Here is a 19,453-nt window from a genome sequence, read left to right on the forward strand (position 1 = left end):
TTCTCATGGCATGTCGGCTATAATTGCAAAGTATTTTAACCTCTTCGCCGGATGTTTCGAGTGGCTGACCAAGAGCCGGACCGCGATCGCTTTTCTGCCTCGAAAGCGTGGCTACGGGCGCTGGAGCTGACGGCGCGGATCGATCAAGACCCACAGCGCACGTTGCCGAAAGTGATCGACGAGCTTGCGGCGCGCTTTGGCGACGCGCCTGCCCTGCTCTCCGATCACCACATTTTGAGCTTCGGCGAACTCGCGGGGCGGGTCAATGCCATCGCCCGCTGGACGCGAGCGCATGGGCTCGCCGGCCGCACGGTTTGCCTCCTTATGCGCAACCAGCCGGATTATCTGGCGATCTGGCTTGGCATCACGCGCGTTGGCGGCGTGGTCGCGTTGCTTAACACCAATCTGCGCGGCGATGCCCTTGCGCATTGTATCAAGGCTGCCGGCGCCGAGCATATCATCGTGGACGCCGGCTTGAAGGATACGCTCGACGCGGCTCTGGCGCAGTCGCAGATGTCGGCAATCGTCTGGGTTCACGGCGACACCCAATTGGCGGGCTTTCAAGACGAGATCAAAAATTTCGCGGCCGAGCCCCTTTCGCCGGAAGAAGAAACCGGCGTGAGCCTGTCGGATCGCGCACTCTGCATCTACACATCGGGTACGACCGGCCTGCCAAAGGCGGCGAATGTCAGCCACCGGCGGATCATGACCTGGAGCTATTGGTTCGCCGGAATTCTGAACACAAGCCCCGCCGATCGGACGATGAATTGCCTGCCGATGTATCACAGCGTCGGCGGCATCGTCGCCATCGGCAGTGTCCTCGTCAGCGGCGGCTCGGTCGTGCTGCAAGAGAAATTTTCGACACGGCGCTTCTGGGACGATGTCGTGCGGTGGGATTGCACCCTGTTTCAATATATCGGCGAACTCTGCCGCTATCTTCTCAACGCGCCTGAAAACGCCAACGAACGGGCGCATCGGCTGCGGCTCGCCTTCGGGAACGGCCTGCGCGCCGATATCTGGAGCGCGTTTCAAGAGCGCTTCAACATCCCGCATATCGTCGAATTTTATGCGGCGACCGAGGGCACGTTTTCACTGATCAATGTCGAGGGCGAGCCCGGCGCGGTCGGCCGCGTTCCCGCCTTTCTGAAGCATCGTTTTCCGTCCGCATTGGTGAAATTCGACGTCGTGCGGGGTGAGCCCTTCCGCGATTCCGACGGCTTCTGCGTGCCCTGTGCGCCCGACGAGATCGGCGAAGCGATCGGTAAAATCGCGTCCGGCGCCAGCGCCGGGGCGCGATTTGAGGGCTATACCAGCGCCAAAGACAGCGACGCGAAGGTTCTGCGCAATGTTTTTGCTGCGGGCGACGCCTGGTTTCGGACCGGCGATCTTATGCGGCAGGACGCAAAAGGCTTTTTCTATTTCGTCGATCGGATCGGTGACACGTTTCGCTGGAAAGGCGAGAACGTCTCGACGTTCGAGATCGCGGAGGCACTTAACGCCGTTCCTGGTGTTACCGATGCGACCGCCTATGGCACGACGGTTCCCGGTGCGGACGGACGCGCCGGCATGGCGACGCTCGTGATCGCGCCGGGATTCGATCTGAAGCTCCTGCACGGGCGGCTCAGCGCGCTGTTGCCTTCTTATGCGCGCCCGCTCTTTATACGGATCAGCGCAGAGATCGAGGTCACGGAAACCTTCAAACAGAAGAAAGCCCAGCTCGCACGCGAGGGCTTCGATCCCGGCAAGATCGAGGATCAGCTCTATTTCGACAACGGGACCGGCTATGTGCCGCTCGACGGCTCGCTTTTCGCGCGGATCACCGCCGGCGAGATTCGCTTGTAGCCAGCCACGCCGATAACTCGGCGCCGATCGCCGCGGCGGCGGCCTTCGCCGCAGGAATGACGCCCGATAGAGCGTAGAAAAGATGCGGCATGCCGGCATGGCATGTATGATGAACTTCGACGCTCGCCGCACGGAGTTTATCGGCATAGGCCGCACCTTCGTCGCGCAACGGGTCGCATTGCGCCGTATGTAGAAATGTCGGCGGCAGGCCGGAGAAATCCGTCGCACGCAGCGGAGAGACGCGCGGATCGTCAGCTTCTACCCTACCCGCGGTATAAAGCGCGATATCGTGGTCAAGCGTCGCTTGATCGAGAACCGGCGATGCGAATGCATGGCGCGACAGCGTTTCGCCGGCTAAATCGAGAATGGGACAGAGCAGAAGTTGAAAGGCCAGGTCCGGCTTCTTCTGCTTCCCCCATTCGGCGGCAGCGGCGGCGGCCAGTGTCGCGCCTGCCGAATCGCCCCCGATCCCGATTCGCTCGACGCCATAAGCTGATGGCCTTTCAAAAATCCATTCGAGCGCTGCCAGAATATCGTCCAACGCCGCGGGAAAAGGATGTTCAGGCGCCAGCTGATAATCGACGGCGAAGATGTTGCAGCCACTTGCTGCCGCCAATGTGCGGCACAGGGCATCGTGCGTCTCAAGGCTGCCGGCGACGAGTCCCCCGCCGTGGAGAAAGACCATCGCCGTTGTCGACCGAGCCTCCGGCCAGTAAAGCCGGCCCGTTCGCCCAGCGGCATCGATCTCTTCTACACCGGCGATTTGTGGGCCCGGCGCGCAAAATCGCAGAAGGTTCGCGAAAGCCACACGCCGCGCCTCGATGTCCAAGGATGCGACACTACCGCCCTTCAACGCGAGCATATCAAGAAAGCGTTTAGCATGAGGATCGAAAGGGTCGGTCACAGAGGATTGTACTCTCGAGAAAACAATTTTTCGCCTGCGATCCTATAAGAAGTACCTTAAGACTGCGCGGCGAAAATGCTCATCCCATAAGCGAGGACTCGTTTTTGTCTAGTGTTGTAGGCACCGCTCCGACCAAAACCTGGACCTTTTTTGAAGGTGACTGGCACGAGGGCAATGTCGCCATCATGGGGCCGCGCACCCATGGCGCCTGGCTCGGCTCGGTCGTCTTCGACGGCGCCCGCGCTTTCGAGGGCGTGACACCAGATCTCGATTTGCATTTCGAGCGTGCCAACGAGTCGGCACAGCGATTTCTGCTGAAACCATCTGTATCTGTCGAAAACTGGCTTGACCTCGCCCGCGATGGGTTGAAGCGCTTCGAGGCGAAGGCCGAACTCTATATCCGCCCGATGTATTGGGCCGATCTCGGCACGACCGGCGGCGGCGTGCGCTTCGATCCTGATTCGACGCGCTGGTGCCTCTGCCTTTACGAGGCAGCAATGCCGAAGCCGAGCGGCTTATCGATCACGCTCTCGCCATTCCGGCGCCCGACGCTCGAATGCGCGCCGGTCGATGCCAAGGCGAGCTGCAATTATCCCAACAACGCGCGGGCGCTGATCGAGGCGCATCGACGCGGCTTCGACAATTGCCTGATGCGCGACATGCTCGGCGCGATTGCCGAGCTGGGCAATGCCAACGTCTTTATGGCCAGAGATGGAATCCTCTACACGCCTACACCGAACGGCACTTTCCTCGACGGCATTACACGGCGGCGCGTGATTGGCCTGTTGCGCGATGCCGGCGTGAGCGTAATCGAGAAGACACTCAACTACGCCGACTTCGAACAGGCCGACGAAATCTTTTCGACCGGCAATTTCTCGAAAGTCATGCCGATCACGAAAATCGACGATCGGCTGCTCCAGCCCGGGCCGTTCTTTCACAAAGCGCGCGAGCTTTATTGGGCTTTCGCTCACCGCTAAGGACGCGATTGCGCCTGCTCACGGATGCGCGACAGGCTCGTCGCGGGTGTGATGGCGTCCACGTCGATCTTGAGATGGATGATCGCCGGTGCGCCTGACTCGCGTGCGGCTTTAAACGCCGCCGGAAACTCTTCGGTCTTTTCCGCCGTTACGCCGAAACCGCCGAAGGCGCGCGCATAGGCTGCGAAATCCGGATTCCGAAGGTCGGTTCCGACGACCCGGCCGGGGAACTCACGCTCCTGATGCATGCGGATCGTGCCGTAGCTCGCGTTGTCGCAGACAATGAAGACGATCGGCAAATCGTATTGGACGGCGGTCGCAAACTCCTGCCCGTTCATCAGAAAATCGCCATCGCCAGCAAGGGAGATGACGAGGCGTTCGGGTTTCAATAGCTTCATGGCCACTGCGGCGGGCACACCGTAGCCCATCGAGCCGGACGCCGGCGCGACATGCGTGCCGAACTGGCGAAAGCGGTAAAAGCGATGAATCCAGGCGGCGTAATTGCCGGCGCCATTGCACAGGATCGTCTCGGGCGGCAGCGTTTCGCGCAGCCAGACCATGATCGCGCCAAGATTGACACCGCCGGGTTGTGGCGTGGCCACGTCGGTCCAGGCGCGATAATTCTGGTGCAAGGTCTCGGTGAAACCCCTCCACGCAACCTGCTTTGGTGTCGCGAGTTTCGCGAGCGCGGCGCTGAAGCGCGCCGGCGTCGCATTGATCGCAAGCTGGGGGCGATAGACGCGTCCAAGTTCTTCGGCGCCGGGATGAACGTGAATGAGATTTTGCCCGGCTGGAATATCAAAAAGCGTGTAGCCTTGGCTCGGGATATCGCCAAGCCTCCCGCCGAGCGCAACGATAAGATCGGCCGATTTGATCGCGGCAACAAGCTTCGGATTCGGCCCAATGCCCAGATCACCGGCGTAGCTCGGATGTAGCGGATCGAACAGCGGCAGACGCCGATAGCTTGTGACGACGGGCACTGCGAAGCGCGCGGCAAAATCCTGGATGTCCTGCCAGGCGCGCTCGCTCCAGCGGCTGCCGCCCAGAATGAAGATCGGCTTCTCGGCGCGCAACAACGCGTCGTGGAATTGCGCCACTTCGTCGTCGCCCGGAGCCGTTTCGACCGGAACGAAGGGCGGAGCATCGGGAACGGCGATCTGCTCATCCAGCATGTCGCGCGGCAAGCCAAGAACGACTGGCCCCTGCCGACCGCTTGTCGCGGCGTGGAAGGCGCGCGAGAGCACTTCCGGCATGCGCGGCGCATCGTCGATCTCACTCGTCCATTTTGTCATGCTGCCAAAGACGCCGCGCAGATCGAATTCCTGAAAGGCTTCGCGCTCTCGCATACGCCGCTCGATCAGTCCGACAAACATGATCATCGGCGTCGAGTCTTGCTGGGCGATATGAATGCCGTGCGCGGCGTTCGTCGCGCCGGGGCCACGCGTCACGAAACAAACGCCCGGGCGTCCCGTCGCTTTACCAACAGCTTCCGCCATCATCGCTGCGCCGCCCTCTTGCCGGCATATGACGACCTCAATCGGACTGTCGCGCAAGGCATCGAGGACCGGCAGAAAGCTCTCACCCGGCACGCAGAAAGCATGGGTGACGCCATTGATCACAAGCTGATCGACAAGAACCCGCGCCACATTTCGCATCGTCATGGCCCGAACACCGCATATTCACTGTAAGCAAGATCGCCGAGACATGGCGGATGCGGCCCCTTGAAATATTTGCGGCCCAATTTCGTAGAATAGATGCCGGGCAGAGGGGGCGTCATATCTTTCACATCAAGCAACACGGATAAAACGCCATGCCTCAAAAGATAGCGGCCCAGCGCGCCCGCGCAAAGAAGGAAATCCGCCATGTCACGGCAATAGATCAGCCGCATAAAGGGAAGTGGCATACGTCCGGCACGGATGCTGAATGGTGCAAAGACAAATGGCAAATCGCCGTTCTTCGTATGGCAGACAAGGGTAAGGCACCCAAACCGCGCGTGGTCGGCTAAAATCGCTCGTTCGGCCGCCGGCACATCGATCTCAGCAGCCGACGGGACTTTCACGACGCTTAAGCCAAACCCTTTCGAGCTCAGGGCCGGAAAGGCAAAGAATTGACCTTCGCTGAAGCGCTTGAACCCCTGCGCTTCGACGACCGGCCACGTCGGCGGCGCGGGCGAGATGTTGATATAGGTAACCTCCGGCCGTTTGAGCGCGAACGAAACCAGCATCGATGCGTAGCTTCGCATCGACGGCTCGACATACCAGCTTGAAAGATTGCAATGAATGTAACCTGCGCCGGTCTCGTCGGGCATTTGGCGATAGAGCAACAAGATGACACCGACCGGCTTACCGTCGTTTTCCATCATATAGCCGAAGCGTGGATAACCGGGCGGCAGGGCCAACGCCGCCATCCGCGTGAAACCCGTCAGCCAGTATGATGCGTTCCGTCCGGGAAAGCCGCGCGTCAGCAGATCGGCAATCGCGCTGAGGTCTGCCTCATCGATCTCCCGGCAAGCAAGAGTCGCAGGACGTACCGACGAGACGGCATTCACCATGAGGCCCCGAGGCGAATTGAATAACTTTTGAATTTAATGTAATGCCCCGCCTTGGCCAAGTGAAGGTGCCCGCTCTGTGTCCATTAGGTTAACGATATACTCGCAGATCGAACAGATCGCGGCCGAACAAAAGGTCAAAATTCAGCCTCTTCGCGACGATCTGCTCCTCTCCGAATCGGGCCTCGATTCGCTTTGCTTCGCCATCCTCGTTGCTCGACTTGAGGATAAGCTCGGCTACGACCCTTTCGCGACGGCGGCTGACGCGGGCTTTCCGGTGACGCTGGGCGATTTCGTCAGGTTCTATGAGAATGGCGCAACAGCCTGAACCCCAAACATTGCGTCAGGCTCTCGCCAGCGCGGCGGGTGCCAAACGCATGTTGTGGGGTGCACGCGGCGCCGTTGCGCTGGCCGATCTCGCCGAAGGCAGTGCGTTCCGCGACGGCGATGTCTCCGGCCGCTCAATCGTCCTGGCGACGCATGCGCAGCTTGCCGCCGCCCAAGCGCTTGTCGTACTCGATGGCATGGCGCAACGCATCATCGTCTGTCCGCCGGACCTGCCTTTTGCCCATCTCGCCGCGATCGCCGCTGAAGCCGGGGCCGACGCCATCGTCACGGATCGCGACGAGACTGACTTTGCCGGCCACGATCTGCCGCCGCGTATCGCCTGCGATCTTGTTCCTCGCTCGCACGAGGCCGCCGCGCCGATCACGACCGAATGGGTTCTCTTGACCTCCGGCACGACCGGCGTGCCGAAAATGGTCGTCCATTCGCTTGCCGCGCTGACCGGCGCAATCAAGCCGCCGCAATCGGGCGATGCGGCGCCCGTCTGGGCGACGTTCTACGACATTCGCCGCTACGGCGGATTGCAGATTTTGTTGCGTGCCCTCTTCGGCAACAGGTCGATGGTGCTGTCGGACGCAGGCGAGCCGGTCGCCGATCACCTGCATCGCCTCGCATCGCACGGCGTCACGCATATTTCCGGCACGCCGTCGCACTGGCGCCGGGTGTTGATGAGTTCAGAGTGCAACGTGATCTCGCCTCGCTATGTACGCCTCTCGGGCGAGATCGCCGATCAGACCATTCTCGACGCTCTCAAACGGCAATATCCCGCGGCGGCTGTCGGTCACGCCTATGCATCGACGGAGGCCGGTGTCGGTTTTGAGGTCAACGATGGCCTGGAAGGTTTTCCGGCGGACATCCTCGGTGAGACTCGCGATCCGTCATTTAAAGTGGTGGACGACACTTTGCGCATCCGGTCCCGGCGCACCGCGAGTTGCTACCTCGGCTCTCCGCCGCAAACACTTATGGACGAAGACGGATTTATCGACAGCGGCGACGTCGTCGCTGAGCGCGAGGGCCGCTATTATTTCGTCGGGCGGCGCGGCGGCATCATCAATGTCGGCGGCCTGAAGGTACATCCTGAGGAAGTCGAGCAAATCATCAATCGGCACGAAGCCGTGAAGATGTCTCTTGTCGGGGCAAGGCGTAATCCGATCACTGGCGCGATCGTCGTGGCCGACGTCGTCTTGCACAAACCCGTCGAGCCCGGTCCCGACAGCGACGCCCTGAAACAGGATATTCTCACATTTTGCCGCGCGGAATTACCGGCGCACAAAGTCCCGGCGGCCGTTAAGTTCGTCGCGGCGCTCGAAATGACGCCCGCGGGAAAGTTGGTGCGCCAGAATGGCTAACGTCCTCGTGACCGGCGGCAGCCGCGGTCTCGGCCTCGGCATTGCGCGACGCTTGGCCAAATCCGGCTATCGCGTCATTGCCCTCGCCCGGCGCGAGAGCGAGGAACTTTCGCAGGCGATGGCCGAATGCCGTGCAACCGGAACCGGCGAAATTGTCTTCGAGGCCTTCGACCTCGCGGAGACGGATAAAATCCACGCGCTCGCGACGCGGCTGCGCAAGCACTTCGGTCCGATTTATGGGCTCGTCAACAATGCCGGCATCGGGACGGCCGGCGTCCTCGCAACGATGCCGGATGCCGAGATCGTGCGACTGATCCAACTCAATACGCTCTCGCCGATTTTGCTGACCAAATATATTTCGCGCGCCATGCTCGCGGACGGCGCCGGCCGCATCATCAACGTCGCTTCGATTGTCGGCTTCAGCGGTTTCAACGGGCTGTCTGTTTATGCGGCGACCAAGGCCTCGCTGATCGGCTTCACCCGCTCGCTAGCGCGCGAATTGGGCCGCGTCGGGGCTACGGTCAACGCGATTGCGCCAGGCTTTGTCGCCACCGAGATGACGCACGATCTCACGATGGAAGATCGCGAGAAGATTGCACGGCGTAGCGCGTTACGCCGCCTCGCGGAGACTGACGACATCGCGAATGCGGTTGAATTTCTGCTTGGCGACGGTGCTCGCAACATCACCGGCACCGTGATGACAATTGATGCCGGCGCGACCGCCTGATTTCTGGCGCTCAGAGGCTGAGCGCCTCTTTCACCTTTGCCGGCCATGTCTGCGGGTCGATGCCATGCGTGCGGAATAGCGCTACCGCTAGCCGATCCATGCCGAAAGCGATACACCCGGTGTGCGCCACGTCGCCCGTATAATCGCGCAAGCCCCATGTCACGCCGAAATGATCACGATGATAATTGAAGCTCATGCAGGCGGTGGGCGAATCCTCGGCGCGCACCGGAATGAGCAATTCGAACTTTAACGCCTGCTGAATTTGCGCGACGGCCATCATCTGGCCGGTGCGGCCAAAGAAAGGATCGCTGGCCGGCGCGATTGAATATGGCAGGCCAAGCGTCTCGGTCATGCCCTTGGCGCGCTCGATCCAGCGTTCGCGAAAGGCACTCACTTCATCCGCCGAGCCAATGCAGACATATTCGCGCATACGGAACGATTGCAGCCGGTCGATATCCTGTGACGGCTCATGGCGGAAGCAATCAGCGGCAACATCGAAACAATAGCCGCCGCGCGGCGCCGGTCCGCGTTGCGCCGCGATCGGATAGATTGGGTAACAGGCTGCAGGCGTCAGCACGAGATCGGCCGAGGACAGAGCTTGCGTCCAGTCGTCGCCCTGCTCCGCGCGTCCCGCCGCGGCGCGAATGTCTGCCTCGGACCCGTGCAAGGCACACACGCAGCCCAGCAGATTCGGGAAGCTTTTCAGATAGCCGTTCTTTTCGAGATCGCGCCGACTCATCACCGGTGGAAAGCGCATGATCTCGGCATGCGGGTCGCGGGCTTGCGAGATGAACGCGGCCAGTTTCTCGACGATCGCTTCATAAGCGCCGGTACGGCCGTAAACACCCTCCACCCCCATCGGGCGCCAGAGGCTTTCAGCCAAGGCGCCGAGCGGGTCCGCCATTTTCGGCGCGGGTGTCTTGTTTTTGCGCGCCACACTCATGACTCACCTCGTAATGAAGACGGCACGGACCCCATCAAAGCCGCCGTGGAGACGTTCGCAAGAATACGGTCGTTGTTGATCATGATCGGCGCCGAGAGAATATCACGCAAATGCCGGCCGAGCGTGAACTCGCCATCGTTGCGATAGCCGGCGAGGCCCGCGGCACGCATTGCGCTCAACACGGTCGCGACAGCGAGCTCCGACGCATCGACTTTGGTGAGCGTGATCGCCGTCTGGAAATCGAGTGCGCCAAGCGCTTTTGGATCGTCGGCCGCGGCTTCAAAGCGCGCCAAATTTGACGAGATCAGCGCGCGCAGCATCTGCAGCGTCGAGCGCGCCTTGGTGTAATGCGCCGCGCCCGGCGGCAAAGCGCCGCCTGATTGCCGCGCGGCTTTGCGGATGAACGCTTGCGCACGGCCCACCGCGCTCGCGGCAATGCCGGCCCAGACGCTGGCCCAGAGCAAATGCGACACCGGTTGCATCGTCAGCGCGTGGATCTTCTCGTAAGGCTCAGGCAGAATTTGCGCGCGGTCACCGCGCGCTTTGAACGTGAAGCCGGCGCTGGCCGTCCCGCGCATTCCCAGCGCATTCCAGCCGGACAGCGGCTCAAGCGTGTAATCGCCTTTAACAAATGTCACGAGAACCTGATCCGAGCTTGGCACATCGTCGGCGCGCCGCGCTGTCGTCACGATCACATCGGCTTCGGCGCCGTAGGAAATGACCGTCGCGGCGCGATCGAGCGTGATCGAATCTCCGCTCCCTTCAATTGCTGCAGCACTGGCGCGGACATTGCCCCCGTTTTGGCCTTCCGTCGTCGAAGATGCGAGGAGCAATTGCGCGTTGGCGATCTGCCGTAGAAAGTCCCTGTGCCAGGCGCTGGCGCCAGTGTGGCGGATCACACAAGCGGCGGCGCTATGATGCATGGCAAAGATCATCGCGGTGGCAGAACATGCCTGTCCGAGGCCATAACAGACATCGGCGATCGCGCTCAGCGAAAGACCCTCGCCGCCGAGATCGTGCGGCACCATCAGGCTCAGCAAACCGCCCTCGCGCATAGCCTCAATCGCGGCGGTTGGAAAACGCGCTTCCGCATCGACGGCCGCGGCGTGCGTGGCTGCAATTTCGACAACACGCGCGACACGCGATGCCAGATCGGCGCGAGCATCCGTCGCCGGCCCCTCGCTTTGCGCCTCGCGCAGATGAACATTTTGCACCGTCATTCAGAAATCCAGTCCGCCAGCGGCCGCACACGAATGAGAGACGTAATTCGTCTCATTTAGCGGAAATACTCAACTCAGCTATTAATTCCGCTCTTCACGAATTTCTGTTACTTGAGCCTTAGTTAACTAACCCTCCGGCAATTGCTGGACCAATTGTAACCATTCATGGTTAATGCCCAGGATTTTATTTGTATCTGCGTTTTTCTTCGCTAAAAGTTCGAGATAATTTCTACGGAGATTTTGATGCTAGGACAGGCCACACCGCGAGAGACGTTGATAGACCTCGTCGCCCCTATTTTGAAGAGAAACGGCGTCACGCGGCCAGTTGACGCGGAGGCCGATCTTGTAAATCAGGGCCTCACCTCCGTCGACATGGTGCATCTGATGCTCGCGATCGAAGCCGCCTTTGATATCACCATTCCCCAATCTGGGCTGACGCCAGAAAACTTCCGCTCGATTGCGACCATCGAAGCCATGCTCGCCGGGCTTGCCGCGCCCGCAGAAGCTTCGCCCTGAACATTTAGCCCGCCGCCTGCGTGACGAGCTTCGTCACGAGATAATCCTGGATGGCTTCGCTGCCGCCCTCACGGCCATAACCACTGTCCTTGACACCGCCGAAAGGCAATTCTGGCCAAGCAACCTGCGTCTGGTTAATGCCGAGCATGCCGGCCTCAAGACGCGCCGCCAAAGCCGCGCTCGTCGTGGCTGAACTTGTGAAGGCATAGGAGGCAAGCGCATAGGGCAGCCGATTGCCCTCCGCTAGAGCCTCGTCGAGATCATCGAATGCATTGACGAGCGCAAGCGGCCCGAAGGGCTCGTCGTTCATCGCGCGCGCCGCCAATGGCACATTTGCCAGCACAGTTGCTGCGAAGAAATATCCTTTGTTCCCAAGGCGCGTGCCGCCGATGCGCAGCTCCGCGCCCTTGCCGACCGCATCGGCAATAAGTGCCTCCATTGCATCGATGCGGCGGGGATTGGCCAAGGGACCAAGTTGCGTGTCTGGTGCCGTGCCATCGCCGACTTTCAACGATTCCGCTGCCGCGACAAAGCGATCCAAAAATGGTCCATAGACTTTTCGCTGTACGAGAAAGCGCGTCGGCGCGGTGCAGACCTGGCCGCCGTTGCGATATTTCGAAGTGACGAGCAGCTTGACTGCCGCATCGACATCCGCGTCGTCAAAGACGATGGCGGGTGCATGGCCGCCGAGTTCCATCGTGATGCGTTTCATATGCTTGCCGGCCAGCGCCGCAAGCTGTTTGCCGACGGCAGTTGAGCCGGTGAACGATATTTTCCGGATCACGTCATGCGGGATGAGATGTTCGGAGATTTCCGCCGGCACACCGTAAATAAGATTGACGACGCCAGCCGGCACGCCCGCATCAATGACGGCGCGGATCAATTCCGCCGGCGAGGCCGGCGTCTCTTCTGGCGCTTTCACAATGATCGAACAGCCAGCGGCAAGCGCCGCGCCGAGTTTGCGGACAATCTGATTGAGCGGAAAATTCCATGGTGCAAAGGCGGCGGCCGGGCCGACCGGCTCTTTCAAGACGAGATTGGTGACATTCGGCGCCCGCGCCGGAACGATGCGGCCATAGGCGCGCCGCGCTTCCTCACCAAACCAATCGAGCGTGTCGGCGGCGGCCATGACTTCGATCCGCGCTTCCGTGAGCGGCTTGCCTTGCTCGAGCGTCATCAACAGCGCGACCCGCTCGGCGCGCTCGCGCAAAAGCTCGCCGGCGCGGCGCAAAATCTTGCCGCGCTCGAATGTCGAGACGTTGCGCCAAACCGCGAAGCCTCTCTTCGCAGCATCGAGCGCCAGATCCAGATCGACGATGTCGGCATGTGCGACGCGACCGATCGCCTCCTCCGTCGCCGGATTGACGACAGAAATCGTCTTGCCGCTGGCGCCCGGACGCCATTTTCCGTCAATCAGAAGCTGCACATCGGGATAGGTCTCCGTCATCATTTCTCTCATCTGCGGCGGCCAAGCTTATCGCTCAAGTTTATCGCTCTTGCGCGCTGGAATAAATTGCGGCTCTCTTGACCCGAATGGAAAGAGCGGCACACGCCGCGCATCGAAGAGACGATATGGGCAATCTTGATGGTCTTCGCATCCTCGTTCCCGAGAGCCGCCAGCTTAACCTTTTCGTGAACATGATCGAGGAGCAAGGCGGAACTGCGATCCGCTGTCCGTTGGTGCAAATCCTTGATCTCGAGGACAGCCGCGACGCCGAAGCGTGGATCGACGCCCTGATCGCGGGCGGTTTTCAGGACATCATTTGGCTAACCGGTGAAGGATTACGGCGGCTGTTGGTGATCGCCCAGCGCACGGAGCGCGAAACGGCCTTTATCGCGGCGCTCGGCAACGTCCGCTCGATCACGCGCGGACCGAAGCCGGCACGGGCGCTGCGCGAGATCGGCCTTGCGCCCGGGCTCGCGGCGACGACGCCGACTTCGGGAGGCGTGGCCGAAGCGCTGGCGCCTGAAGATATCGCCGGACGGCCGATCGGCGTTCAGCTTTATCCCGGCAACGGCCCCAACGCGTTGCTCGCGACTTTGCGAGGACGCGGTGCGGTGCTGACGCCGGTCACACCCTATCGCTATGCGTCGCAGGCCGAGACGGCGCAGGTCGTCTGGGCAATCGAAGAGATGGCCGCGAGGCGCATCGATGTCATCGCTTTTACCAGCACGCCGCAAGTGGAGCGCCTCTTCGATGTCGCGGAGAAAGCCGGGCTCGGAGGAAAGCTAAAAGAGGCGTTCGCCCACGTCAGCGTAGCCTCGATAGGCCCAGTCGTGGAAGAAGCCCTGCACCGCCATGGCATCGTCCAAATGGTGCAACCGGAAGCCGCCTTCCATATGAAGCCTCTGCTGCGCACCATCGCCGCCTGGAATGCGGACCGGGCAATATCGCAAATTGAAAGCTAGGCTGGACGCCAAGTTAGCCCTGCACGTTGCCGTCGCCCACCTTCTCGCCGAAGGCCGCGTCGCCGTTAGGAATCATCAACCGGAACGCCAACCCCGGCTGGTTATCTTTCAGATCAATCCGCGCCCGATGGAGATGCGCCACGGCCGCAACAAGGCTGAGACCGAGCCCATTGCCCGCAGTGCAGCGGCTGCGCTCAAGCCGGTAGAAACGCTTGAAAATGTGCGCGAACTCATCGGATGGGATGCCCGGTCCATCGTCGGCGACGGCGATCAGCGCGTCATGTTCGAGCGCCCGCACCGTCACCTTCACCAACCCGTTCTTTTTCCCGTATTTGATGGCGTTATCGACGAGATTGGCCACGGCATCGAAGAGAAGATCTCGATCCCCGGTGACCACAACGCATGGATCTCCGGCCACAGATAGTTTGATCGGCTTCTCCTCGGCCGCCGCGTCGAAAAGCTCGACGACGTCGCGCGCGATCGCCGCCAGATCAACCACTGCGAATCCCTCCGTGCGGGCTGCCGATTCAATCTGCGAGATTCGCATCAGCGATGAAAAGATTCGCAGAACGTCGTCGAGGTCGCCGATCATATCGTCGATCAATTTCTGATCCGATTCCGCACTGCGCGGGCTGCCCGAGGCCTTTTCAAGCCTGCCTCTTATCCGCGCGAGAGGCGTGCGAAGATCATGCGCGACATTGTCAGTCACCTCGCGAACTTCGCGCATCAAGGCCTCGATACGATCCAGCATCGAGTTAAGATTTCTCGCGAGTTCGTCCCATTCATCGTTGACACCGCGCAATCTAATGCGCGCCGCAAGACCCCGCTCCATGATGGCGCGACTTGTGGCATTGATCGATTCGATGCGGCCGACTGTCCGGCGCGTAACAAGAATGCTGACGGCGCCAGCCAGCACAGCAATCAGCAATAGCGTGAAGGCCAAAGCAGTGTCGATCGTCCGCTTGAACGATTCAAGGTCCTCCGCGTTGCGCCCGACGAGCAGATGCGAGTTGTCGGGCAACGTACTCACGAGAACGCGGTAGCTGGAGCGGCCGCCCGTGCCCGGCGCACCAAAGTTTCCGAAGCCGGGCGCGCCGCTCAATTCATGCGGCCAGCTATCGAGATCGCCCGCAACCGGTTTGAAATTCTGATCCGCGAGCAGATAAAGGCCGCCATTGAAAGCCTTCTCCGCGATCCGCGTCTTGATCGCCGCCTCCAGCGCGCGGCGGCCGCCCTGGTCATACGCCGTCTGCAGAAGCGATTGCTCGGCCGCGATCGCTCGGTCGGAGCGGCTCGCGACGTAAGACGTCGTTGACCAATAGATGTAGCCGAGCAGGGAGAGAACGATCGTCCCGAAACCGGCAATCGCCGTCAACGCGATCCGGAATGTGCGCGAGCGAAATGTCTTAGCTAGGAGCACGAACGCAAAACCCTACGCCGCGCACTGTATGGATCAAGGGATAGTCGCGCAAACTGTCAACCTTACGGCGCACGCGCCCGACATAGACGTCGATGATGTTCGTCGTCGGATCGAAATGCAGATCCCACACATGCTGCAAAAGCATCGCGCGAGGCACAACGTGGCCCTCGTTACGGACGAGATATTCGAGCACCTGGAATTCGCGCGGCAGCAGTTCGATTTCGCGCCCTGCACGGGTGACACTCCGCGATACGAGATCGAGCGTGAGATCACCGACACGCAGCACCAAATCCTTGGCGGCAGCCGTGCTGCGCCGCGCGAGAGCATCCACGCGCGCCAACAATTCGGTAAAGGCGAAAGGCTTGACCAGATAATCGTCGCCACCGGCACGCAAGCCACGTACTTTATCGTCGACCTCACCCAAAGCGCTGATGATCAATGTCGGCGTGACGATGCCAATCTCGCGCAGGCGGCGAATGATCGCGATGCCGTCGATGCTCGGCAACATCCGGTCAATAACCATCACAGCGTAGTCGGGTGAGCGGCCACGCTCGAACCCTTCTTCGCCATTCAACGCGAGGTCAACCTCGTAGCCGTTCGTTTCAACAAATTCCACGAGCTGTTCTGCAGTCTCGCGATCATCTTCAATGATCAATATGCGACGCCGGTTCTCCGTCATGCTTCCTGGTCTCTCGAATTCGTGAAAGTGATTTTAGCACAGGTCACCGTCTCGCAAACTGACATCTGAGTCAGAAATTGAATCATTAGTCATTTGCCTATTTTGCATCGCGACCTAACGATCCGGCCTGCGGCGTCGTCGCCTCTGGCAACGGCACCCACGAGGGTCTTGGGGTGGGTTGAGTGATGGAGCGAGCACCATGTTACGCAAGTCGGCATTGGCATTGATGGCAGCCGCAGCGCTTTCCGTTTCCGCGCCAAGTGCGTGGGCGCGCGGTGGCGGCGGCGGTGGCGGCCACGGCGGTGGTTTTGGTGGTGGTGGATTTGGCGGCGGAGGCTTTCACGGCGGAGGCTTCGGCGGCGAAGGCTTCGGCCATGGCGGCTTCGCTGGCGGTGGTTTCGGTCACGCCGGCGGGCGTTTCGCGGCCGTCGGCCGTCCGGGATTTCATGATGGCCATTTCTCTCACGGCCATTTCCGTGGTCGCGGCTTTGCCCGCAACGGTTTCTTTTTCGGCGATCCCTTCTGGTACGACGGCGATTATTACGACAGCAGCTATGACGATGCCTGCTATCGCCAGGTCTGGACGCGCTGGGGCTGGACGCCGGCATGGGTCTGCAATTGACCTTGCCGTTCTCGATTAGGACCTGACCAATGACGACAGCATACATCAACCGCGTTGCGACCGCTGTTCCCGGGCACGAAGTGCATGCGAACTTCGTCCGCTTCGCGGGCCAGACTCTGCAAAACTCCACGTCGCGCGCTTTGTTTGAGCGCATGGCGAACCGGGCGCAGATCGAGCGTCGTTGGTCATGCCTCGCGCCGCCGAGAGGCGGCGTCGAGGTCCTCGACGGCGAGGGCTTCTACAAGCCCGGACATTTCCCCTCCACGGCCGATCGTATGGCGCGCTATGAGATTGCCGCGCCTGCGCTTGGGACCGCCGCCGTCGAAAGGCTCGGCCTCGACGATAACGAGCGGAAGAGCATCACCCATCTCATTGTCGCAAGCTGCACCGGCTTTTCGGCGCCGGGTGTCGATCTCGAACTGCTCGAACGATGTGGGCTGAATTCATCGGTCGAGCGAACCGTCATCGGTTTCATGGGATGCCATGCCGCTATGAACGCACTCAAAATCGCGCACCACATCGTGCGTTCGACGCCGACCGCCAATGTACTGGTCGTCTGTCTCGAACTCTGCACATTGCACTTCCAGGAAACAGCGGATCTCGACCGGTTGCTGACTTTTCTGCTGTTTGGCGACGGATGTGCGGCTGCGCTGATCAGTGCGGCACCGGATGGCATCGCCCTCAATAGTTTCCATGCGGAACTCGTGCAGAAAGCAGCCGACCAGATCACCTGGAATATCCGCGACGCGGGGTTCGACATGGTGTTGTCGGGCCGCGTCCCCTCTACCATCACCGGCGCGCTGCGCGAGAGCTCGGCGCGCGTGCTCGGTGGCAAGCCGATGGATGCGATCGACATCTGGGCTGTCCATCCCGGCGGCCGTTCGATCCTTGATGCGGTCGAAGGCGCGTTCGAGCTGGAAGATTCGGCGCTTGCCGCCTCCCGCGCGGTGTTGCGCGATTACGGCAATATGTCTTCGGCGACGATTTTGTTCGTGCTGGAGCGGCTCATGCGAGACAAAACCAAGCGCGGCGCCAGCGGCTGCGCGCTGGCGTTTGGTCCCGGCCTCACGGCCGAAACCATGCTGTTCCGGATGGCAGCGTGATGATGGCGCTCGACTTCTCGCGACGCAATCAATTGTCCGAGATGATGGACGCCGAGGACACGGACTTTGCGACCTTCCGGGAATGTCTGGTGGATCTCACCAAGGTCAACCGGCTGACGCTTGCCTATCGCCCAACGCTGTCGTTCTTCAAACGGCTCGCGGCGAGCGGTGCTTTACAACGTCACCGCACCGTAAACGTCGTCGATGTAGGCAGCGGCTCCGGCGATATGTTACGCCGGATCGACCTCTGGGCCACAACAGAGGGTTATAAGTTCGATCTCGTCGGCATCGACCTTAACCCGTGGTCGGCGAAGACCGCCGCGCAATTGACGCAGGAAAATCCACGCCTTCGCTTTATCACCGCGAATATTTTCGATTATCGGCCGGCAGCGCCCATTGATATTGTCATCTCCTCGCTCTTCACGCATCACCTCGACAACGAGGCCATCGTGAAATTCCTGCGCTGGATGGAGGCGAACACACGGATCGGCTGGTTCGTCAACGATCTCCAGCGCCATCCTCTCGCCTATCATGCTTTCAAACACGCCTCCCATGCACTGCGGTTTCATCATTTCGTCCAGCACGACGGACCTGTCTCAATTGCCCGCGCTTTCAGCGCCGCCGATTGGCAACATCTTCTTGGCGCCGCGGATATCTCGGGCGCCCGCGTCAAAGCCTATGTGCCATTCCGGCTCTGCGTGTCGCAAATCAAGCCGAAATGAGCACTCCCGCCCTGGTCATCGGCGGCGGCCTCGCGGGCGCGGGGCTTGCGGTGAGCTTCGCCAACGCTGGACGCGCCGTTACCCTCGTCGAGCGTGAAACGCGGGCACAACACAAGGTCTGTGGCGAGTTCATCAGCGCCGAAGCCATGCTCTATCTGCGCGATCTTGGCATCGATCTCGACGCCTTGGGCGCGGTTTCAATTGATCGCGTTGGCATATTCGCGGGCGAGAGGCAGGCCACGGCATATCTGCCGTTTTCGGCGCGAAGCCTTTCGCGCTATGCCCTGGACGAGGCTCTGCTCAACAGAGCGGCGCGTTGCGGTGCTCGGGTGTTGCGTGGACGCAAGGCGCTCGGGGTCGAGCAAGACGGACATCGTTGGCGCGCCTCGCTCGATGATGGAACAAGCGTTTCAGCCTCCGAAATATTCCTTGCAACGGGCAAACATGATCTGCGCGGTTGGAAGCGGCCGCCCGGATCGCAAAACGATCTCATTGGATTCAAATTGCACTGGCGGCTTGCCGTCTCGCAGATGCAGTCCCTGCGGGGCGCGGTCGAACTGTTTCTTTTTCCAGGCGGATATGCCGGACTTGAAGGGGTCGAGAACGATGTCGCCAATCTTTGCCTTGTGGTTCGCAGACAAACGTTTGCCTGCGGACAAAGCTGGCCAACCCTGTTCGCGTCGCTGCTGAAAAGCTGCCCGCATCTGCGACGGCGTCTCGATGGCGCACAGCCATGCTGGCCACGACCATTGGCGATCAGCGCCATCCCCTATGGCTTCGTGCAGCGTCGCACGGATGGGCTCTGGCGGCTTGGCGACCAGGCAGCCTGCACGCCGTCATTTTCCGGCGACGGCATGTCGATCGCGCTCCATTCAGCGCGGCTTGCCGCGCAATATTTTTCGCAAGGCCATGACGCACGAAGCTTCCAGGCGCGCCTTGCGCAAGACGTCGCGCCACAGGTGCAGCGCGCAACCTTGCTTTCGCAAATGCTGTTGCAGCCGCTCGGCCAAAAAGCCGGCATGGCAGCCCTCGAACGGTTGCCATTATTGCTGCGCGTCGTTGCTCGCGCGACGCGTCTTCCGCAAAACCGTGTTGACGAGGCGCGCGCCGGCCCTGTCTGAGCCCGC

19 protein-coding genes are annotated in these 19,453 nt (G+C 61.0%); 11 read left to right on the top strand and 8 right to left on the bottom strand.

Annotated features, from left to right (window positions below; all coding sequences use genetic code 11):
• The first annotated feature begins 60 nt into the window (after window positions 1-60).
• Window positions 61-1,842, top strand: coding sequence for a long-chain-acyl-CoA synthetase (locus WDN02_RS01610; protein WP_337291846.1), 1,782 nt, complete (start codon window positions 61-63; stop codon window positions 1,840-1,842).
• Here WDN02_RS01610 and WDN02_RS01615 read toward each other — a convergent pair.
• Window positions 1,817-2,746, bottom strand: a complete 930-nt coding sequence (locus tag WDN02_RS01615; protein WP_337291847.1) for an alpha/beta hydrolase — start codon at window positions 2,744-2,746, stop codon at window positions 1,817-1,819. The two genes, WDN02_RS01610 and WDN02_RS01615, sit on opposite strands and share 26 nt — an antisense overlap.
• Window positions 2,747-2,850: 104 nt before the next feature.
• On the opposite strand from WDN02_RS01615, the gene WDN02_RS01620 reads away from it, so the two are divergent.
• On the top strand, window positions 2,851-3,723 hold the full coding sequence (locus WDN02_RS01620) for a branched-chain amino acid aminotransferase (RefSeq protein WP_337291848.1): 873 nt from the start codon (window positions 2,851-2,853) through the stop codon (window positions 3,721-3,723).
• Here the strand turns inward: WDN02_RS01620 and WDN02_RS01625 are convergent.
• Both WDN02_RS01625 and WDN02_RS01630 read right to left on the bottom strand, forming a co-directional pair.
• Complete coding sequence (locus WDN02_RS01625; protein WP_337291849.1) at window positions 3,720-5,384, bottom strand: thiamine pyrophosphate-binding protein; 1,665 nt, start codon at window positions 5,382-5,384, stop codon at window positions 3,720-3,722. The genes WDN02_RS01620 and WDN02_RS01625 overlap by 4 nt on opposite strands.
• Window positions 5,381-6,274 carry an acyl-CoA acyltransferase gene (locus tag WDN02_RS01630; protein ID WP_337291850.1) on the bottom strand — a complete coding sequence of 298 codons (894 nt, stop codon included), beginning with the start codon at window positions 6,272-6,274 and terminating at the stop codon, window positions 5,381-5,383. The genes WDN02_RS01625 and WDN02_RS01630 overlap by 4 nt, the downstream gene beginning before the upstream one ends.
• Before the next feature lie 76 nt (window positions 6,275-6,350).
• Between WDN02_RS01630 and WDN02_RS01635 the strand changes: the two genes are divergently transcribed.
• The 3 genes from WDN02_RS01635 to WDN02_RS01645 are packed head-to-tail and all read left to right on the top strand — an operon-like array spanning window position 6,351 to window position 8,692.
• On the top strand, window positions 6,351-6,599 hold the full coding sequence (locus WDN02_RS01635) for an acyl carrier protein (RefSeq protein WP_337291851.1): 249 nt from the start codon (window positions 6,351-6,353) through the stop codon (window positions 6,597-6,599).
• The gene (locus WDN02_RS01640) at window positions 6,583-7,965 is read left to right on the top strand and encodes a fatty acid--CoA ligase family protein (RefSeq protein WP_337291852.1); all 1,383 of its coding nucleotides are present in this window, start codon (window positions 6,583-6,585) and stop codon (window positions 7,963-7,965) included. Before WDN02_RS01635 ends, WDN02_RS01640 begins: the two co-directional genes overlap by 17 nt.
• Window positions 7,958-8,692 carry an SDR family NAD(P)-dependent oxidoreductase gene (locus WDN02_RS01645; RefSeq protein ID WP_337291853.1) on the top strand — a complete coding sequence of 245 codons (735 nt, stop codon included), beginning with the start codon at window positions 7,958-7,960 and terminating at the stop codon, window positions 8,690-8,692. The genes WDN02_RS01640 and WDN02_RS01645 overlap by 8 nt, the downstream gene beginning before the upstream one ends.
• Window positions 8,693-8,702: 10 nt before the next feature.
• On the opposite strand, the gene WDN02_RS01650 is transcribed toward WDN02_RS01645, so the two are convergent.
• A complete protein-coding gene (locus WDN02_RS01650; protein ID WP_337291854.1) occupies window positions 8,703-9,635 on the bottom strand; it encodes an amino acid--[acyl-carrier-protein] ligase in 933 nt (310 codons plus the stop codon).
• Complete coding sequence (locus tag WDN02_RS01655) at window positions 9,632-10,855, bottom strand: acyl-CoA dehydrogenase family protein (RefSeq protein ID WP_337291855.1); 1,224 nt, start codon at window positions 10,853-10,855, stop codon at window positions 9,632-9,634. Before WDN02_RS01655 ends, WDN02_RS01650 begins: the two co-directional genes overlap by 4 nt.
• A gap of 243 nt (window positions 10,856-11,098) precedes the next feature.
• Here WDN02_RS01655 and WDN02_RS01660 point away from each other — a divergent pair, with 243 nt between their 5' ends.
• On the top strand, window positions 11,099-11,371 hold the full coding sequence (locus tag WDN02_RS01660; protein ID WP_337291856.1) for a phosphopantetheine-binding protein: 273 nt from the start codon (window positions 11,099-11,101) through the stop codon (window positions 11,369-11,371).
• Window positions 11,372-11,375: 4 nt separating this feature from the next.
• On the opposite strand, the gene WDN02_RS01665 is transcribed toward WDN02_RS01660, so the two are convergent.
• On the bottom strand, window positions 11,376-12,818 hold the full coding sequence (locus tag WDN02_RS01665) for an NAD-dependent succinate-semialdehyde dehydrogenase (RefSeq protein ID WP_337294837.1): 1,443 nt from the start codon (window positions 12,816-12,818) through the stop codon (window positions 11,376-11,378).
• Between the two features lie 125 nt (window positions 12,819-12,943).
• Here WDN02_RS01665 and WDN02_RS01670 point away from each other — a divergent pair, with 125 nt between their 5' ends.
• On the top strand, window positions 12,944-13,780 hold the full coding sequence (locus WDN02_RS01670; protein WP_337291857.1) for a uroporphyrinogen-III synthase: 837 nt from the start codon (window positions 12,944-12,946) through the stop codon (window positions 13,778-13,780).
• Window positions 13,781-13,793: 13 nt separating this feature from the next.
• On the opposite strand, the gene WDN02_RS01675 is transcribed toward WDN02_RS01670, so the two are convergent.
• Together WDN02_RS01675 and WDN02_RS01680 are read right to left on the bottom strand one after the other, a co-directional pair.
• Window positions 13,794-15,200, bottom strand: a complete 1,407-nt coding sequence (locus WDN02_RS01675; RefSeq protein ID WP_337291858.1) for a HAMP domain-containing sensor histidine kinase — start codon at window positions 15,198-15,200, stop codon at window positions 13,794-13,796.
• Window positions 15,187-15,879: a response regulator transcription factor gene (locus WDN02_RS01680; protein ID WP_337291859.1), complete on the bottom strand. Its 693-nt coding sequence runs from the start codon at window positions 15,877-15,879 to the stop codon at window positions 15,187-15,189. The genes WDN02_RS01675 and WDN02_RS01680 overlap by 14 nt, the downstream gene beginning before the upstream one ends.
• A gap of 199 nt (window positions 15,880-16,078) precedes the next feature.
• Here WDN02_RS01680 and WDN02_RS01685 point away from each other — a divergent pair, with 199 nt between their 5' ends.
• From WDN02_RS01685 to WDN02_RS01700, 4 genes are read left to right on the top strand one after another with little or no spacing between them, the layout of a single operon-like run.
• Entirely contained in the window at window positions 16,079-16,501 is a 423-nt protein-coding gene (locus WDN02_RS01685) for a hypothetical protein (RefSeq protein WP_337291860.1), read from the top strand.
• A 29-nt stretch (window positions 16,502-16,530) separates the two neighbouring features.
• Window positions 16,531-17,604: a type III polyketide synthase gene (locus tag WDN02_RS01690; protein WP_337291861.1), complete on the top strand. Its 1,074-nt coding sequence runs from the start codon at window positions 16,531-16,533 to the stop codon at window positions 17,602-17,604.
• Window positions 17,604-18,326 (top strand): methyltransferase domain-containing protein, encoded by a 723-nt coding sequence (locus tag WDN02_RS01695; protein WP_337291862.1) that lies wholly within the window; start codon window positions 17,604-17,606, stop codon window positions 18,324-18,326. The genes WDN02_RS01690 and WDN02_RS01695 overlap by 1 nt, the downstream gene beginning before the upstream one ends.
• Window positions 18,323-19,447, top strand: a complete 1,125-nt coding sequence (locus WDN02_RS01700; RefSeq protein WP_337291863.1) for an FAD-dependent monooxygenase — start codon at window positions 18,323-18,325, stop codon at window positions 19,445-19,447. The genes WDN02_RS01695 and WDN02_RS01700 overlap by 4 nt, the downstream gene beginning before the upstream one ends.
• Window positions 19,448-19,453 lie beyond the last annotated feature (6 nt).

This window comes from Methylovirgula sp. (assembly GCF_037200945.1).
Lineage (GTDB): Bacteria > Pseudomonadota > Alphaproteobacteria > Rhizobiales > Beijerinckiaceae > Methylovirgula.

Excerpts from the sequence above, each read along its gene's own strand:
- WDN02_RS01665 (WP_337294837.1), bottom strand. The coding sequence starts at position 12,818 with ATGACGGAGACCTATCCCGATGTGCAGCTTCTGATTGACGGAAAATGG.
- WDN02_RS01700 (WP_337291863.1), top strand. The coding sequence starts at position 18,323 with ATGAGCACTCCCGCCCTGGTCATCGGCGGCGGCCTCGCGGGCGCGGGG.
- WDN02_RS01655 (WP_337291855.1), bottom strand. The coding sequence starts at position 10,855 with ATGACGGTGCAAAATGTTCATCTGCGCGAGGCGCAAAGCGAGGGGCCG.
- WDN02_RS01625 (WP_337291849.1), bottom strand. The coding sequence starts at position 5,384 with ATGACGATGCGAAATGTGGCGCGGGTTCTTGTCGATCAGCTTGTGATC.
- WDN02_RS01640 (WP_337291852.1), top strand. The coding sequence starts at position 6,583 with ATGGCGCAACAGCCTGAACCCCAAACATTGCGTCAGGCTCTCGCCAGC.
- WDN02_RS01685 (WP_337291860.1), top strand. The coding sequence starts at position 16,079 with ATGTTACGCAAGTCGGCATTGGCATTGATGGCAGCCGCAGCGCTTTCC.
- WDN02_RS01650 (WP_337291854.1), bottom strand. The coding sequence starts at position 9,635 with ATGAGTGTGGCGCGCAAAAACAAGACACCCGCGCCGAAAATGGCGGAC.
- WDN02_RS01690 (WP_337291861.1), top strand. The coding sequence starts at position 16,531 with ATGACGACAGCATACATCAACCGCGTTGCGACCGCTGTTCCCGGGCAC.
- WDN02_RS01680 (WP_337291859.1), bottom strand. The coding sequence starts at position 15,879 with ATGACGGAGAACCGGCGTCGCATATTGATCATTGAAGATGATCGCGAG.
- WDN02_RS01695 (WP_337291862.1), top strand. The coding sequence starts at position 17,604 with ATGATGGCGCTCGACTTCTCGCGACGCAATCAATTGTCCGAGATGATG.
- WDN02_RS01645 (WP_337291853.1), top strand. The coding sequence starts at position 7,958 with ATGGCTAACGTCCTCGTGACCGGCGGCAGCCGCGGTCTCGGCCTCGGC.
- WDN02_RS01660 (WP_337291856.1), top strand. The coding sequence starts at position 11,099 with ATGCTAGGACAGGCCACACCGCGAGAGACGTTGATAGACCTCGTCGCC.
- WDN02_RS01630 (WP_337291850.1), bottom strand. The coding sequence starts at position 6,274 with ATGGTGAATGCCGTCTCGTCGGTACGTCCTGCGACTCTTGCTTGCCGG.
- WDN02_RS01670 (WP_337291857.1), top strand. The coding sequence starts at position 12,944 with ATGGGCAATCTTGATGGTCTTCGCATCCTCGTTCCCGAGAGCCGCCAG.